Consider the following 14,785-nt stretch of genomic DNA (forward strand, 5'->3'; position numbering starts at 1 on the left):
GTCGCACCCAAGGCGCATTCTCACTGCCCTGATGGTGGTGGCCGGCACGATCGTGATCGTCTTCGTGGGAGCTCTCGTGTGGGCCGATCGGGACGACAGCCAACAGGCGCGGCGAAATCACGACCGAGCGCTGCGGCAGTCCGAGGAGACCGCTCGGAGTTTCGCGTCACGGCTGAGCGGGGATCCCAGGGCGCCTCTTCCCGACGCGTCGGCGGTCGGGAAATTGGCGGCTTCGTCCGATCTGGGCAGAGTAGACGTCACCGAGGCGTCTTCGACCGTCACGGTCACGTTCGAGGTGACCACCCCTTACGCCTCCCCGGGATCGTATTCCGGTTCTGCCGTCTCGGTCTGCTACGAGGTGAGGGTCTCGGCATCGCCCACGAAACACACGTCTCTCGCCCCGCTGCGGTGCAGCCGTCTACCAGTGGTTCTCGGCTCCCCGTCGGCACCGCCCTCAGGGCGGTGCCGACGGGGAGCTGTCGCTGAGGAGCGGGGTCACATCCCCCCGTTCTGTCCTCCGCCGATGAGCCCTGACGGGAACGGGTCGGGTATGCCGCCGCCGTGATGCTTGTGATGTCCCTTGCCATTGTCGCCGCCGTTGGCGGGCGGGCTCTGGGAAGAGGTGGGGGCACCGTTCTGCTTCTGGTCGCCGCCAGGCAGGGACACCGTGGTCAGTGGCACTGCGGACTGGCCGTCCAGGGCGCCGTCGATCGCGTCGCGCCAGATGGGACCTGCGAGCGTGCCGCCGAACGCCTGGCCGACGATCTGTCCCCCGATGCTCTGCCCGTCGAGATCCTGCGGGCTGTTGGTGTCACTGACCACCGTCGCACCGGAGAGCTGCGGCGTGTAGCCGACGAACCAGACCTGCTTGCTGTCGTCCGTCGTACCGGTCTTGCCCGCGCTCGGCCGGTTGGTGAGGCCGGCGGGCTGTCCGGTGCCGTCCTCGACGACGCCCTTGAGCATCGTGCTGATCGAGTCCGCGGTGTGCGTCGACATCACCTGCGTGCACTTCGAAGCGGGAACGGCCAGCTGGTGGCCCGAGGCATCGGTGACCGACTGGATCGCGGTCGGCGTGCAGTACGTGCCGTGCGCGGCGAAGGTGGCGTAGACGTTCGCCATCTCCAGCGGCGTCAGGTCGTTGCTGCCGAGGGTCAGCGACTGGACGACTTGGAGCGGCGCGCCGTTGGCCTGCTGCGTGATGCCCAGCTTGTTGGCCATCTGGGCGACGTTGCACAGCCCCGCGTCAGCCTCCAGCGCGGCGAAGTAGGTGTTCACCGACTCCGCCATGGCCTTGGGCATGGAGAACGGGCCGACCAAGCTCGTTTGGTCGTTGTGCACCTGGCCGGTCTCCGGGTAGTTGACCCCCTTGCAGTCCGTCATCGCGGGCCATGGCATGGAGTAGGGCGAGGGGTACGTCTGGGACGGCTGGATGCCGTTTTCCAGCGCGGCGGCCGCGACGATCGGCTTGAACGTGGAGCCGGTCTGGAATCCGAGACCACCACCCATGTCGGTGCCGACGTTGAGGTTGATCTGCGTCTGGTGCGGACCGACGCCGTAGTCGCGGCTCTGGCCCATCGCCATGATCTTGCCGGTGCCCGGCTGGACCAGGCTCATCGCTGTGGCCGCGTCGTCCGTGGTGTAGACGTGAGAGGTGACCGACTTGTAGAGCGCCTGCTGCGCCTTCGGGTCCATCGTCGTGCGGATCGTCAGGCCGCCGGTTTCCCAGCGCTTGGCGCGGGCCTGGGCGGTGGAGCCGAAGGCCGGGTCGTTGAGGAACTCCTCGCGCACGTAGTCGCAGAAGAAGCCCGCCCCCATGACGGCGGTGATGCAGCCGTTCTTCGGGATGCTGGGCTTGAGGCCGAGGGGCAGGGCCTCGGCGGCCTTCGCCTGCGCGTTGCTGATGTCGCCGAGCTGGGCCATGCGCATCAGCACGGTGTTGCGGCGGTCGGTGGCCGCCTTGGGGTGCTCCAGTGGGTCGTAGCCGGTGGGCGACTGCACGAGCCCGGCCAGCAGCGCGGACTGTCCCAGGGTCAGGTCGGCCGCGTGGGTGGAGAAGTAGCGCTCGGAGGCGGCCTCGATCCCGTACGCCTGCTCACCGAAGAAGGTGATGTTCAAGTAGTTGCTCAGGATCTGCTTCTTGCCCAGTTCCTTCTCGATCTGGATCGCGTACTTCAGTTCCTTGATCTTGCGGCCGATGGTCTGCTGGGTGGCCTCGGCGACCGCCTTGGGGTCGTCGCCCGCCTCCTCGATGAAGACGTTCTTGACGTACTGCTGGGTCAGCGTGGACGCGCCCTGGGCGACGCCACCGTCCTGGGCGTTGGTGCCGAGCGCCCGCAGGATGCCCTTGGGGTCGATCGGGCCGTGCTGCCAGAAGCGCGAGTCCTCGATCGCGACGATGGCCTTCTGCATCACCGGGTTGACCTGGTTCAGCGGCACGACCGTGCGGTCGCGGGAGTAGACGGTGGCGATGAGGTCGCCGTTGGCGTCCAGGATGTGCGAGGCCTGGCTCAGCGGCGGGCGCTTCAACTCGCCCGGCAGATCGTTGAACTGCTGCGCGGTGCCCTTGGCGGTCAGCCCCAGGGCGCCGGTCGCGGGCAGCGCGATGCCCGCCATCACCACTCCTGCCAGCACGCTGACACCGAGGAATTTCGCCGCGTGCCGGGCCGTCGGTCGCGACGGCCGGCCCCCGCCCGAACGCATGTAACCCATGAGGGGCAGCCTACGTGGCGATTCTGAGGACGTGCGGCCACCTGTTCGCCTAGTCTGTGAATCGCATGAGCCTCCACGGGCCGTCGTTCGTCCTCGTAGTTCACTCTTGTGGGTGATGAGAGCTGTCCTGATTCCTGGCATATGCCAGAGGTCTCGGTCGGCAATACGCACCAACTGTCCGGAATTCCACCGGAAAATGACCGGCGAGATGTCCTGAGTGTCAGCTATGGACCCTGGTCACTCCGTTGGGTGATCTCCCGCGCACGCATAGTCCATTCGGACCATCCAAGATTGGGCCTGAAAGGGCTGTTGTGCAGTCCTCGCCTTCCGTAACGTCCTCAACTGGCGGCGGTGAATATGCCGCTGCCGCCGTGGGGGAGCCCCGATTCGGGAGAGGACGGCGCCAGCATGAGCTGGGTTACCGACTGGAGTGCGCAGGCAGCGTGCCGCACCACTGATCCGGACGAACTCTTCGTCCAGGGGGCGGCGCAGAACAGGGCCAAGGCGGTGTGCACCGGATGCCCGGTGCGGACCGAGTGCCTGGCCGACGCCCTCGACAACCGCGTCGAGTTCGGCGTCTGGGGTGGGATGACGGAGCGCGAGCGCAGGGCACTGCTGCGCCGCAGGCCCACGGTCACCTCCTGGCACAGGCTGCTGGAGACCGCGCGGCACGAGTACGAACGCGGCATGGGCCTGCTCACCGGGGACCTCGAGGACGAAGAGGACTACGCGGCCGTGGGCTGACCGTCCGCCAGCCGCTCGCCCACCTCGCGCAAGCCCTCCAGGTCGTGCACGTCGCCGGGGAGCGCGGCCACCTCGGCGACGGCCACGTCCGGGTGGACCGACGCGAAGCGCTCCCGCGTGCGGCGCTCACGTGCGACCACCTGCATGCGTTCGGCGTGCAGCCTCAGCAGTCCGGCGGCGAGCAGCTCCGCGGGAAGGTCCGCTCCGGGCTCCGGGTCGTACGCGGAAGCCGACTCGACGTCGGCGGAAGGCTGTTGCGGTACTGTGACATCTTCCGTGTCCGGTACGTCTGAACTGTCCGGTGTGTCGGTTCCGTCCGCCCCGTTTTCCTCGGCCCCGACCACGGTCACGTGGTCCACGGCGTCATCCATGGCATCGGTCGCGGCATCGGTCGTGGCGTCGTCCACGGCATCGTCCGTGTCGCCGTCCGCGACATCACCCGTGGCGTCGGACAGCTCCTCCGCGCTCTCCTCCAGGGCCTCCGCCGCCGCCAGGGCGCGTTCCGCGGTGAGCCGGGCGGCCTCGCTGCCGTGCACCCGGTTGAGCACCAGGCCGGCGAGCGGCATGCGTTCGGCCGCGAGCCGCTCCACGAAGTACGACGCCTCGCGCAGCGCGTCCCGTTCGGGCGCCGCGACCACGAGGAACGCGGTGCCCGGCGCCTGGAGCAGCCGGTAGGTCGCGTCGGCCCGCTTGCGGAACCCGCCGAACATCGTGTCCATCGCGGCCACGAAGGTCTGCACGTCCTTCAGCAGATGGGCGCCCACCACCTTGTTCAGGGCGCCCGTCATCATCGACATCCCCGCGTTCAGGAACATCATCCCGGCCCGGCCGCCCGCCTTGGCCGGGGCCATCAGCAGCTTGATGAACCGCCCGTCCAGGAACGAGCCCAGCCGCTTGGGGGCGTCCAGGAAGTCCAGCGCGGACCGGCTCGGCGGGGTGTCGACGATGATCAGGTCCCACTCGTCGCGCGCCCGCAGCTGGCCCAGCTTCTCCATGGCCATGTACTCCTGCGTGCCCGCGAACCCGGCCGACAGCGACTGGTAGAAGGGGTTCTCCAGGATCGCCCGGGCACGCGCCGGATCGGCGTTGGCCAGCACGACGTCGTCGAACGTCCGCTTCATGTCCAGCATCATCGCGTCGAGCCTGCCGCCCGCCGACTCGTCGATGCCGGGGACGCGGCGCGGGGTGTTGTCCAGCTCCGTCAGGCCCATCGACTGCGCCAGCCGCCGCGCCGGGTCGATGGTGAGCACCACGGCGGCCCGGCCGCGTTCCGCGGCGCGCAGCCCGAGTGCGGCGGCCGTCGTCGTCTTGCCGACGCCGCCCGAACCGCAGCAGACGACGATCCGGGTGTCCGGATCGTCCAGCAGAGCGTCGACGTCGAGCGCCGGTGGCTGCCAGCTCATCCACGTGCTCCGCTCGTCGGCGAGGTATCGGTCCCGCGTGCTGCGCTGGGCGGCGGCGCGTCCGTCCCGCGTGCTGCGCTCGTCCGCGACCCGCTCATCCCCGTACCCCTTGTGTCCGTAGGCTCTCCGCCAGCCGGTACAGGCCGCCCAGGTCCACGCCGTCGCCGAGCAGGCCGAGTTCGTGGACCGGCAGGCCGAGCGCGGCGATCTCGGCGCGTCCGCGGCGTTCCAGTGCCACCCGTTCGGCGTGCTCGCGGGCCTGCTCCAGCAGCGGGTCCACCAGCCGTTCCGCGTGCCCGCCGCGCCGGGCGCCGCCGAGACCCGCTTGCGACAGCGCCTTGGCGACGTCCGCGCGCCGGTCCTCGGCGACCGCCCGCACCGCCTCGTCGTCCAGCACGACCGGGCGCAGCATGTTGACGACGACGGCGCCCACCGGCAGCCCGGCGGCGCGCAGTTCGGCGACGCCGTCCACGGTCTCCTGGACCGGCATCTCCTCCAGCAGCGTCACCAGGTGCACCGCGGTCTCCGCCGACTTCAGCACCCGCATCACCGCCTGCGCCTGGTTGTATATCGGGCCGAAGCGAGCGAGCCCGGCGACCTCGTCGTTGACGTTGAGGAAGCGGGTGATGCGTCCGGTGGGCGGCGCGTCCATCACGACCGCGTCGTACACCCGCCAGCCCGCCTTGTCCTTGCGGCGCACCGCCTCGCAGGCCTTGCCGGTCAGCAGGACGTCGCGCAGGCCGGGGGCGATGGTCGTGGCGAAGTCGACGGCGCCCAGCTTCTTCAGCGCGCGGCCCGCCCGGCCCAGCTTGTAGAACATCTCCAGGTAGTCCAGGAGCGCCAGCTCCGGGTCGATGGCGAGCGCGTGCACCTCGCCCCCGCCGGGCACGACCGCGATCCGGCGTTCCTCGTAGGGGAGCGGCGCGGTCTCGAAGAGCTGGGCGATGCCGCCGCGGCCCTCCACCTCGACCAGCAGGGTGCGGCGTCCCTCGGCGGCGAGGGCGAGCGCGAGCGCGGCGGCGACCGTCGTCTTACCGGTCCCGCCCTTGCCCGTGACGATGTGGAGTCGCGTGGGGTCCGGTGCGGCGTGCTGCTGGGCGCTCACTCCACCGAGCCTAACCAGTCGTGGTCGCGTCTACGCATGGGGTGGGCGCGCGTGCGCGCACGCGGGAGAACGAGCGCCCTCGCGCGGGACGAATGCGCCCCCTCGCGCCGGGCTCCCGTCCGGCGGCGCGGGCGGGGGCTGACGCCCGGTGCGAGCGGGGGCCGGTGGCCGGGTGCGGGCTGGGGCCGGTCTCGGGGGTGGCCAGGTACTACAGTCGCAGCCATGACCAAGTGGGAATACGCGACCGTGCCGCTTCTGGTGCACGCCACCAAGCAGATTCTGGACACCTGGGGCGAGGACGGCTGGGAGCTCGTCCAGGTCGTCCCCGGCCCCAACAACCCTGAGCAGCTGGTGGCCTACCTCAAGCGGGAGAAGGCGTGAGCGCGCTCGAGGAGAAGCTGGAGGCGATGGGCCTGCGGCTGCCGGACGTCGTGCCGCCGCTCGCGGCCTACCAGCCCGCCGTCCAGTCCGGCTCGTACGTCTACACCGCGGGCCAGTTGCCGCTGGTCGACGGCAAGCTGTCGGTCACCGGCAAGGTGGGCGCCGAGGTCACCGCGGAGGAGGCCAAGGAACTGGCCGCCACCTGCGCGCTGAACGCGCTGGCCGCCGTCAAGTCCGTCATCGGTGACCTCGACCGGATCGCCCGCGTCGTCAAGGTCGTCGGCTTCGTGGCCTCGGCGACCGACTTCACCGGCCAGCCCGGTGTGATCAACGGCGCGAGCGAGCTGCTGGGCGCGGCCCTCGGCGACGCCGGCGTGCACGCGCGGTCCGCGGTGGGCGTCGCCGTGCTGCCGCTGGACGCGCCGGTCGAGGTGGAGATCCAGGTCGAGCTGAAGGACTGACCGCCCGCGGGGGCGTACAGGACCTGACCGACCGCACGGGCGTACCGGGACGGCCCGGGCCGGAAGTGGCGTTCGCGCCGCTGGGCCCGGGCCGTACTGCTGTCCGGGCTGTACGGATGTCCCGGCCGTAGCGACGTCCGGGCCGTACGCATGTACGGGGAGATACCATCCGGGCATGACCATGACGCGCGGCGGACAGTGGTTCCCGGCCTCCTGGCCCGACCGGATCAGGGCCCACGCCGACGGGCGGCTGACCCCGGTCGAACCGAGGCGGGCGGCGACCGTCCTGCTGCTGCGCGACACCCCCCGGGGTCCGCAGGTCCACATGCTGCGCCGACGCGCCTCCATGGCCTTCGCCGGGGGCGCGTACGCGTATCCGGGCGGCGGCGTCGATCCGCGCGACGAACGGCCGCTGGGCTGGGCGGGCCCGCCGCTGGCCGAGTGGGCCGAACGGCTCGGCGTCGATGAACGGGTGGCGCAGGCCATCGTGTGCGCCGCGGTGCGCGAGATGTTCGAGGAGGCCGGGGTACTGCTCGCCGGGCCGGACGGCGCGACGGTGGTGGCGGACACCACGGACGACGCGTGGGAGGCCGACCGTCACGCGCTGGTCGCCCGCGAGGTGTCGTTCGCCGACGTGCTGGCCCGGCGCGGACTCGTGCTGCGTTCCGATCTGCTGGGGCCCTGGGCGCGCTGGATCACGCCGGAGTTCGAGGAACGGCGGTACGACACCTGGTTCTTCGTCGCCGCGCTGCCCGAGGGCCAGCGCACCCGCGACGTGTCCGGCGAGGCCGACCGCACCGAGTGGATGTCCCCCCGGGACGCCGTCGACGGCTACGACCGGGCGGAGTTGCTGATGATGCCGCCGACCATCGCCACCCTGCGCTCGCTGCTGCCGTACGCGACGGTGGCCGAGGCGGCAGCGGCCTCGGGCGAACGGGACCTGACGCCGGTGCTGGCGCGGGCCCGGCTGGTCGACGGCGAGGTCGAGCTGACCTGGCCGGGCCACGACGAGTTCACCAGGCACGTGCCGTCGAAGCCGGGCGGCGCCGGTGGCGGCGACGGCGTACCCGGGGCCGAAGTCCCCGCCGCGGACAGGGCTTCCGGTGCCTCCGGCGGTTCCGGTGCCTCCGGCGATTCCGCGACGCGACGAGGAGCCGAGTGATGACGGCCGCGATACCCCCTGGCTCCCCCCGGCCCACGATCGGCGGGCCCGCCACCGAACGCGCGGTCTGCGTGCTGGCGCCCAACTCGTCGGCGATGACGCTGGACGGGACGAACACCTGGCTGATGTCGGAGCCCGGTTCCGAGATCGCGGTGGTCGTCGACCCCGGTCCGCTCGACGAGGGTCACCTGCGCGACGTCATCGCGACGGCGCAGGCGTCCGGCAAGCGGATCGGCCTGACGCTGCTGACCCACGGCCACCCCGACCACGCGGAGGGCGCGGCCCGCTTCGCCGAGCTGACGGGGACGCGGGTACGGGCGCTGGACCCGGCGCTGCGGCTGGGGGACGAGGGGCTGACCGCCGGTGAGGTGATCACCGTGGGCGGCCTGGAACTGCGGGTCGTCGCCACGCCGGGCCACACGGCGGACTCCCTGTGCTTCGAGATCCCGGCGGACGGCGCGGTGCTGACCGGGGACACGGTGCTGGGCCGCGGCACGACGGTCGTCGCGCACCCGGACGGGCGGCTCGGCGACTACCTGGACTCGTTGCGCGCGCTCCAGGCGCTGACCGTGGAAGGCGGCGTCGAAACGATCCTGCCCGGCCACGGCCCGGTCCTCACCGACGCCAGGGGAGCGGTCGAGTTCTACCTGGCCCACCGCGCCAACCGCCTGGCCCAGGTCGAGACGGCGGTGGAAGAGGGCCACACGACCCCGCAGGCGGTCGTCTCCCACGTCTACGCGGACGTGGACCGCACCCTGTGGCCGGCAGCGGAACTCTCCGTCCGCGCCCAGCTGGACTACTTGCGCGAGCACGGGTTGATCTGAGGCGGGGAGTCTGCGCCGACGGGGGCGGGGCGCGCGGGGGAGTGCGCGCGGCGCCTTCCGGCGGAGCCCCCATGAGAAAGGGCGGGTGGGTGGGGGGAACGATCCACCCCAGCCGCACCCGCCCCGCAAAAGCCCGAAAGGCTAACGCGACCGCTTCGCCAGCCGCTCCACGTCCAGCAGGATGACCGCCCGCGCCTCCAGCCGCAGCCACCCGCGCCCCGCGAAATCCGCCAGCGCCTTGTTCACCGTCTCGCGCGACGCGCCGACGAGCTGCGCCAGCTCCTCCTGCGTCAGGTCGTGCACGACGTGGATGCCCTCGTCGGACTGCACGCCGAACCGCCGCGACAGGTCGAGCAGCGCCTTGGCCACGCGCCCGGGGACGTCCGAGAAGACCAGGTCGGACATGTTGTCGTTGGTGCGCCGCAGGCGTCGGGCGATGGCCCGCAGCAGCGCGACGGCGACCTCGGGGCGGGCGTTCATCCACGGCTGGAGGTCGCCGTGGCCCAGGCCCAGCAGCTTGACCTCGGTCAGCGCGGTCGCCGTGGCGGTGCGCGGGCCCGGGTCGAAGAGGGACAGCTCGCCGATCATCTCGGCGGGGCCCAGCACCGCGAGCATGTTCTCGCGCCCGTCGGGCGAGGTGCGGTGCAGCTTCACCTTGCCCTCGGTGACCACGTAGAGCCGGTCGCCCGGGTCGCCTTCGTGGAAGAGCGAGTCGCCACGCGCGAGCGTGACCTCCGTCATGGAGGCGCGCAGCTCAGCGGCCTGCTCGTCGTCGAGCGCCGCGAAGAGCGGTGCGCGCCGCAGAACGTCGTCCACGAGGTCTCTCCTTGTTGACTTCACCGTCCGGTTGGCAGTCCCCATCATGCCGGAAGGCAAAACAGTGCTATCGATCACAAGTGTGACCTATGACGGGGTGCCCGCGTGCGCGGGGGTCGCAATCCCGTCCGGATGACGGCCCTGATCCGGGCCGAACGGCTGTCGTCCACCGTGGTTGTCGGTGCGCGGGCTTAGGCTGGCCGGGTGCCTGATAGCCCAAGTGCGCAGAAGAAGCGGCAGGGTGGCGGGTCCGAACGGGTGACCGCCACCCCAGATTCCGCTGTGAGCGAACAAGCCCGGAAGAAGGCGGCTCCCGCCGGGGGGACTACGCCCGCGAAGAAGGCCGCGGCCAAGAAGACCGCTGCGGCCGAGAAGGCGACGCCCGGAGAGAAGACGGCGGTCAAGAAGGCGACGGCCAAGGAAGCGACGGCAGCCAAGAAGGCCTCCGCGAAGAAGGCCCCGGCCAAGAAGGCGGCTCCCGCCAAGAAGGCCGCCTCCGCCGCGAAGAAGGCCCCGGCCAAGAAGGCGGCTCCCGCCAAGAAGACCGCCTCCGCCGCGAAGAAGGCGCCCGCTCCGGCCGCCGCCCCCGCCGGAAAGCCCCGCAAGCCCGAGTCCCGCACCGCGCTGGTGCGCCGGGCGCGCCGGATCAACCGGGAGCTGGCGGACGCCTACCCGTACGCCCACCCCGAGCTGGACTTCGACAACCCCTTCCAGCTCCTGGTCGCCACCGTGCTGTCCGCCCAGACGACCGACCTGCGCGTCAACCAGACGACCCCCGCGCTCTTCGCGAAGTTCCCCACTCCGGAGGACATGGCCGCCGCCGACCCCGAGGAGCTGGAGCAGATCCTGCGTCCGACCGGGTTCTTCCGGGCGAAGGCCAAGTCCGTGCTGGGGCTGTCCGCCGCGCTGCGCGACCGGTTCGACGGCGAGGTGCCGGGCCGGATGGAGGACCTGGTCACGCTGCCCGGCGTGGGGCGGAAGACGGCGAACGTGGTGCTGGGGAACGCGTTCGGGGTCCCGGGGCTGACGGTCGACACCCACTTCGGGCGGCTCGCCCGCCGCTTCGGGTGGACCGACTCCCAGGAGCCGGAGAAGGTCGAGAGCGACGTCGCCTCGCTCTTCCCCGAGTCCGAGTGGACGATGCTCTCGCACCGCCTGATCTTCCACGGCCGCCGCGTCTGCCACTCCCGCAAGCCCGCCTGCGGTGCCTGCGTCGTCGCGCCGCTGTGCCCGTCGTACGGGGAGGGCGAGACGGACCCGGACAAGGCGCGCAAGCTGCTGAAGTACGAGCTGGCGGGCGCCCCGGGCCAGCGCCTGAAGCCCCCGGCCGGCTTCCCCGGCCCGCCCGCGCCTCCGCTGGAGCAGCCCCCGGCAGGGCAGGAGTGACGGGCGCACCGGGCACGGACGTCACCGGTCTGCCGTCGTGGCTGGCGCCCGTGGCCGACGCGGCCGCCTCGGTCCGCCCGGAGCAGTTGAGCCGCTTCCTGCCGCCGGACGCCGGGGGCCGCCAGTCCGCCGTCCTCGTGCTGTTCGGTGAGGGTGAGGGCGAAGGGGGGCGGCGAGGGCCCGAGCTGCTGTTGCTGGAGCGCGCCGGGTCGCTGCGTTCGCACGCCGGGCAGCCGTCGTTCCCCGGTGGCGCGCTCGACCCGGTGGACGGCGATCCGGAGGGCGAGGGCCCGGTGCGGGCGGCGTTGCGCGAGGCGTACGAGGAGACCGGCCTCGACCCGGCGGGCGTGCAGGTCTTCGGCGTACTGCCTCGGCTGTACATCCCGGTGAGCCGTTTCGTGGTGACGCCGGTGCTGGGCTGGTGGCGGGAGCCGACGCCGGTGCGGGCGGTCGATCCGGCGGAGACCGCGCGGGTGTTCACCGTTCCGTTGTCGGACCTCGCCGACCCGGCGAACCGTACGACGGTCACACATCCGAGCGGCTTCCGAGGGCCCGCCTTCGCTGTCTGCGATGTCCTGGTCTGGGGGTTCACGGCCGGGTTGATCGACCGTATCCTGCACTTCTCCGGCTGGGAACGGCCCTGGGACCGGGGGAAGGAAGTCCCTCTGAGCGCCGGCGCGTGAGACGGTGTTCCGGTGAACGCGCTGGACGTCCTGTTGTCGCTCGCCGCTGTGTGGTTCGCCGTGATCGGGTACCGGCAGGGCTTCGTCGTCGGCATCCTGTCGGTACTGGGGTTCCTGGGCGGCGGTCTGATCGCCATCTACGTGCTGCCCATGCTGTGGGACCAGGTGATGGGCACCGGCACCCAGCCCGGCACCGCCTCCGCCATCGCCGCCGTGGTGACCGTCATCGTGTGCGCCTCGGTGGGCCAGGCGTGCACCACCCATCTGGGCAACAAGCTGCGCACCCGCATCACCTGGTCACCTGCCCGGGCCGTCGACGCGACCGGTGGCGCGCTGGTCAACGTGCTGGCGATGCTGCTGGTCGCCTGGCTGATCGGCTCGGCGCTCGCGGGCACCGCGCTGCCCACCATCGGCCGTGAGGTACGCGCCTCGAAGGTGCTGACCGGCGTCTCCCAGATGATCCCCGAGCGCGCCGACATGTGGTTCGCCGACTTCTCCTCCGTCCTCGCGCAGAACGGCTTCCCACAGGTCTTCACCCCGTTCTCCACCGAGCCGATCACCTCGGTCCCGGCGCCCGACCCGGCGCTCGCGACCGGCGCGACGGCATCCCGGGCGCGCCGAAGCATCGTCAAGGTGGTCGGGACGGCGCCCGGTTGCGGCAAGGTGATCGAGGGCTCGGGCTTCGTCTTCTCGCCGCACCACGTCATGACCAACGCGCACGTGGTCGGCGGGGTCAGCGCCCCCACCGTGCAGATCGGCGGCGACGGCAGGCTGTATCAGGCCAAGGTCGTCCTGTACGACTGGCAGCGCGACATCGCCGTACTCGACGTGCCGTCACTCGACGCGCCCACGCTGAAGTTCGACATGTCGCCCGCGCACACCGGCGACGGCGCCATCGTCGCGGGCTTCCCCGAGAACGGCGGCTACAACGTCCAGGCGGCCCGGGTGCGCGCCCGCATCCAGGCGCACGGCCCGGACATCTACCGGCGCGGCAACGTCAGCCGTGACGTCTACTCGCTCTACACCGAGGTCCGCCAGGGCAACTCCGGCGGGCCACTGCTCACCCCGGACGGCCGCGTCTACGGCATCGTCTTCGCCAAGTCCCTGGACGACGACTCGACCGGGTACGCGCTGACCGCCCACGAGGTCCGCTCGGACATCACGGCGGGCAGGACGGCCACCAGACAGGTCGACACCCAGGGATGCGCGCTCTGAGGGCCGCGCGTTTCATGAGGTGAGCGGCTCGGGCGCCTCGGTCACGGGGTGCGGCGCTGTGTCCTCACGGGGTGCGGCGGAGCGCCCTCACGGGGTGCGGGCGGTGTGCCGAAGCCGGGCGCCGACCCAGCGAGCCCGGCGGCGCAGGATGCGCGGCAGCGGCAGCAACTGCCCCCGGTCGGCCAGGGCCGCGGGAGGCGCGGGGCGTCCCGAGGCGGCGGTGCCGAGGTGGTTGCGTGATACGTCACGGTAGTCGTGCGTCCAGCCCATACCGAGCAAGGTGCCCGGGCCTGATGGTCGATAACCTCCTCCCGCTGGGCCAATTGGCCTATGCGCGCGGCATGTGGCATATCGTCAGGTAGTCGTACGAGCGGATGGTCAGGTGCCTCAGCGGTCCGGCTCGGGGTCCTTCAGCCAGTTGACCAGCTCCGTCGAGAACGCCACCGGGTCCTCCTCGTGCGGGAAGTGCCCCAGCCCGTCGAAGAGCCGCCAGCGGTACGGCGCCTCCACGTACTCCCCGGAACCGGCCGCGCTGCGGGTCCGCGACACCGGGTCAAGCGAACCGTGCAGGTGCAGCGTCGGCACCCGCACCGGCCGCTTCATCCGGCGGTAGAACTGCACGCCGTCCGGCCGCCCCATCGACCGCACCAGCCAGCGGTACGGCTCGATCGAGCAGTGCGCGGTGGACGGGATCAGCATCGCCCTGCGGTACGTCTCCACCGCCTCGTCGTCCAGCGGCTTCGGCCCCGACCACTCCTGGACCAGGCGCCCGACCAGCGCCGCGTCGTCCGCGACCAGCCGCCGCTCGGGCAGCCAGGGCCGCTGGAAGCCCCAGATGTACGAACTGTCGGCGGACTGCCGGAAGTCGGCCAGCATCGCGGAACGCCACCGGCGCGGATGCGGCATCGAGCACACCGCCAGCCGCCGCACCAGCTTCGGCCGCATCACGGCCGCCGTCCACGCGAGGTAGCCGCCCAGGTCGTGCCCGACGAGCGCGGCGTCCGGCTCGCCCAGCGAACGGATCACCCCGGTCACGTCCAGCGCCAGGTTCCCCGGGTCGTAACCGCGCGGGGTGCGGTCGCTGCCCCCGACGCCGCGCAGGTCCATCGCCACCGCGCGGAACCCGGCGTCGGCGAGCGCGACGAGCTGGTGCCGCCACGCCCACCAGAACTGCGGGAAGCCGTGCACCAGCAGCACCAGCGGGCCGTCCCCCATCTCGGCGATGTGGAAGCGGGCACCGTTGGCCGCGACCTCGCGGTGCGTCCACGGGCCGTCGACGCGTACGCCTGTTGAGTCAGCCACCGTCATGTCGCAGAGCGTGTCACATCTGACGCGACGGCGCGTCCTCCTCCGGTCGGTCTCCGTCGGCCCCGACGGCCCCTTGGCCGGTCAGGCGCTGCGCTCGACGGTGACGCCGGTGGGCGTCACGGTCAGCTGCGGGTGCTCCGCGGAGCCGACCTCGCGGGGGTGCGGCTTGACGTTCTGCAGCGCCGCCGCGGTCTGCTTGACCGAGGCGATCGACTTCTCCGGCGGCTTGACCTTCTTGAACTTGGTGGCCGCGAAGAGCCCCAGCACCCCGACCAGGAGCACGAGGGCGCCGCCGACGATCAGGAACGACCAGGCCAGGCCCAGCCCGAGGTTGTGGATCCCGTACGCCGCCGCGAAGCAGAACATCGGCAGGGAGAACATCCCGAGCACGCCCGCGGCGGCCCCCGCGCCACCGCCGATGCCGGCCCGCTTGACGTCCTGCCGCAGTTCGGCCTTGGCGAGAGCGATCTCGTCGTGCACGAGTGCGGACATCTCCGCCGTCGCCGCCGCGACCAGCTGGCCGAGGCTCCGCTCGTCGGCCTGGTCGGATGCGCTCATCGCGTCCCTCCGTCGTCTTGTCGGTTCACG

Annotated in this window: 15 protein-coding genes; 8 read left to right on the forward strand and 7 right to left on the reverse strand. The window is 71.7% G+C overall.

The features are described 5' to 3' along the window. Positions 1 to 495 precede the first annotated feature (495 nt). A complete protein-coding gene (locus K7472_RS27055) occupies positions 496 to 2,709 on the reverse strand; it encodes a transglycosylase domain-containing protein (protein WP_222981199.1) in 2,214 nt (737 codons plus the stop codon). A 408-nt stretch (positions 2,710 to 3,117) separates the two neighbouring features. On the opposite strand from K7472_RS27055, the gene K7472_RS27060 reads away from it, so the two are divergent. After that, a complete protein-coding gene (locus K7472_RS27060) occupies positions 3,118 to 3,453 on the forward strand; it encodes a WhiB family transcriptional regulator (protein WP_222981200.1) in 336 nt (111 codons plus the stop codon). Here K7472_RS27060 and bagB read toward each other — a convergent pair. Beyond that, positions 3,435 to 4,856 (reverse strand): ATPase BagB, encoded by a 1,422-nt coding sequence (gene bagB, locus K7472_RS27065; protein ID WP_222981201.1) that lies wholly within the window; start codon positions 4,854 to 4,856, stop codon positions 3,435 to 3,437. The genes K7472_RS27060 and bagB overlap by 19 nt on opposite strands. Positions 4,857 to 4,950: 94 nt before the next feature. After that, positions 4,951 to 5,961: an ATPase BagA gene (gene bagA / locus K7472_RS27070; protein WP_222981202.1), complete on the reverse strand. Its 1,011-nt coding sequence runs from the start codon at positions 5,959 to 5,961 to the stop codon at positions 4,951 to 4,953. Positions 5,962 to 6,183: 222 nt separating this feature from the next. Between bagA and sp36 the strand changes: the two genes are divergently transcribed. From sp36 to K7472_RS27090, 4 genes are all read left to right on the forward strand, one after another. Continuing rightward, positions 6,184 to 6,342: a Sp36 family protein gene (gene sp36 / locus K7472_RS27075; protein ID WP_003967454.1), complete on the forward strand. Its 159-nt coding sequence runs from the start codon at positions 6,184 to 6,186 to the stop codon at positions 6,340 to 6,342. Beyond that, the gene (locus K7472_RS27080) at positions 6,339 to 6,803 is read left to right on the forward strand and encodes a RidA family protein (protein WP_222981203.1); all 465 of its coding nucleotides are present in this window, start codon (positions 6,339 to 6,341) and stop codon (positions 6,801 to 6,803) included. The genes sp36 and K7472_RS27080 overlap by 4 nt, the downstream gene beginning before the upstream one ends. A 175-nt stretch (positions 6,804 to 6,978) precedes the next feature. Continuing rightward, a complete protein-coding gene (locus K7472_RS27085) occupies positions 6,979 to 7,965 on the forward strand; it encodes an NUDIX hydrolase (RefSeq protein WP_222981204.1) in 987 nt (328 codons plus the stop codon). Then, positions 7,965 to 8,789 carry an MBL fold metallo-hydrolase gene (locus K7472_RS27090; protein WP_222981205.1) on the forward strand — a complete coding sequence of 275 codons (825 nt, stop codon included), beginning with the start codon at positions 7,965 to 7,967 and terminating at the stop codon, positions 8,787 to 8,789. Before K7472_RS27085 ends, K7472_RS27090 begins: the two co-directional genes overlap by 1 nt. A gap of 141 nt (positions 8,790 to 8,930) precedes the next feature. On the opposite strand, the gene K7472_RS27095 is transcribed toward K7472_RS27090, so the two are convergent. Beyond that, the gene (locus K7472_RS27095; RefSeq protein WP_109454545.1) at positions 8,931 to 9,605 is read right to left on the reverse strand and encodes a Crp/Fnr family transcriptional regulator; all 675 of its coding nucleotides are present in this window, start codon (positions 9,603 to 9,605) and stop codon (positions 8,931 to 8,933) included. A 282-nt stretch (positions 9,606 to 9,887) separates the two neighbouring features. Between K7472_RS27095 and nth the strand changes: the two genes are divergently transcribed. Genes nth through K7472_RS27110 form a run of 3 tightly spaced genes read left to right on the forward strand, consistent with a single transcriptional unit; the run spans position 9,888 to position 12,889 of the window. Then, positions 9,888 to 10,991: an endonuclease III gene (nth, locus tag K7472_RS33545; RefSeq protein ID WP_222981206.1), complete on the forward strand. Its 1,104-nt coding sequence runs from the start codon at positions 9,888 to 9,890 to the stop codon at positions 10,989 to 10,991. Beyond that, positions 10,988 to 11,674: an NUDIX hydrolase gene (locus tag K7472_RS27105; protein ID WP_222981207.1), complete on the forward strand. Its 687-nt coding sequence runs from the start codon at positions 10,988 to 10,990 to the stop codon at positions 11,672 to 11,674. Before nth ends, K7472_RS27105 begins: the two co-directional genes overlap by 4 nt. 12 nt (positions 11,675 to 11,686) lie before the next feature. Then, positions 11,687 to 12,889 (forward strand): MarP family serine protease, encoded by a 1,203-nt coding sequence (locus tag K7472_RS27110; protein ID WP_222981208.1) that lies wholly within the window; start codon positions 11,687 to 11,689, stop codon positions 12,887 to 12,889. An 87-nt stretch (positions 12,890 to 12,976) separates the two neighbouring features. Here K7472_RS27110 and K7472_RS27115 read toward each other — a convergent pair whose 3' ends face one another. From K7472_RS27115 to K7472_RS27125, 3 genes are all read right to left on the reverse strand, one after another. After that, positions 12,977 to 13,159 (reverse strand): hypothetical protein, encoded by a 183-nt coding sequence (locus K7472_RS27115; RefSeq protein ID WP_222981209.1) that lies wholly within the window; start codon positions 13,157 to 13,159, stop codon positions 12,977 to 12,979. A 117-nt stretch (positions 13,160 to 13,276) separates the two neighbouring features. Then, on the reverse strand, positions 13,277 to 14,197 hold the full coding sequence (locus K7472_RS27120) for an alpha/beta fold hydrolase (protein ID WP_222981210.1): 921 nt from the start codon (positions 14,195 to 14,197) through the stop codon (positions 13,277 to 13,279). Positions 14,198 to 14,278: 81 nt separating this feature from the next. After that, complete coding sequence (locus K7472_RS27125) at positions 14,279 to 14,755, reverse strand: phage holin family protein (RefSeq protein ID WP_222981211.1); 477 nt, start codon at positions 14,753 to 14,755, stop codon at positions 14,279 to 14,281. Between the last annotated feature and the right edge of the window lie 30 nt (positions 14,756 to 14,785).

The organism is Streptantibioticus parmotrematis, assembly GCF_019890615.1.
Classification (GTDB): domain Bacteria; phylum Actinomycetota; class Actinomycetes; order Streptomycetales; family Streptomycetaceae; genus Streptantibioticus_D; species Streptantibioticus_D parmotrematis.

Coding starts and splice junctions, on each gene's coding strand:
- K7472_RS27055 (WP_222981199.1), bottom strand. CDS start 2,709: ATGGGTTACATGCGTTCGGGCGGGGGCCGGCCGTCGCGACCGACGGCC.
- K7472_RS27060 (WP_222981200.1), top strand. CDS start 3,118: ATGAGCTGGGTTACCGACTGGAGTGCGCAGGCAGCGTGCCGCACCACT.
- bagB (WP_222981201.1), bottom strand. CDS start 4,856: ATGAGCTGGCAGCCACCGGCGCTCGACGTCGACGCTCTGCTGGACGAT.
- sp36 (WP_003967454.1), top strand. CDS start 6,184: ATGACCAAGTGGGAATACGCGACCGTGCCGCTTCTGGTGCACGCCACC.
- K7472_RS27085 (WP_222981204.1), top strand. CDS start 6,979: ATGACCATGACGCGCGGCGGACAGTGGTTCCCGGCCTCCTGGCCCGAC.
- K7472_RS27090 (WP_222981205.1), top strand. CDS start 7,965: ATGACGGCCGCGATACCCCCTGGCTCCCCCCGGCCCACGATCGGCGGG.
- K7472_RS27115 (WP_222981209.1), bottom strand. CDS start 13,159: ATGGGCTGGACGCACGACTACCGTGACGTATCACGCAACCACCTCGGC.
- K7472_RS27120 (WP_222981210.1), bottom strand. CDS start 14,197: ATGACGGTGGCTGACTCAACAGGCGTACGCGTCGACGGCCCGTGGACG.
- K7472_RS27125 (WP_222981211.1), bottom strand. CDS start 14,755: ATGAGCGCATCCGACCAGGCCGACGAGCGGAGCCTCGGCCAGCTGGTC.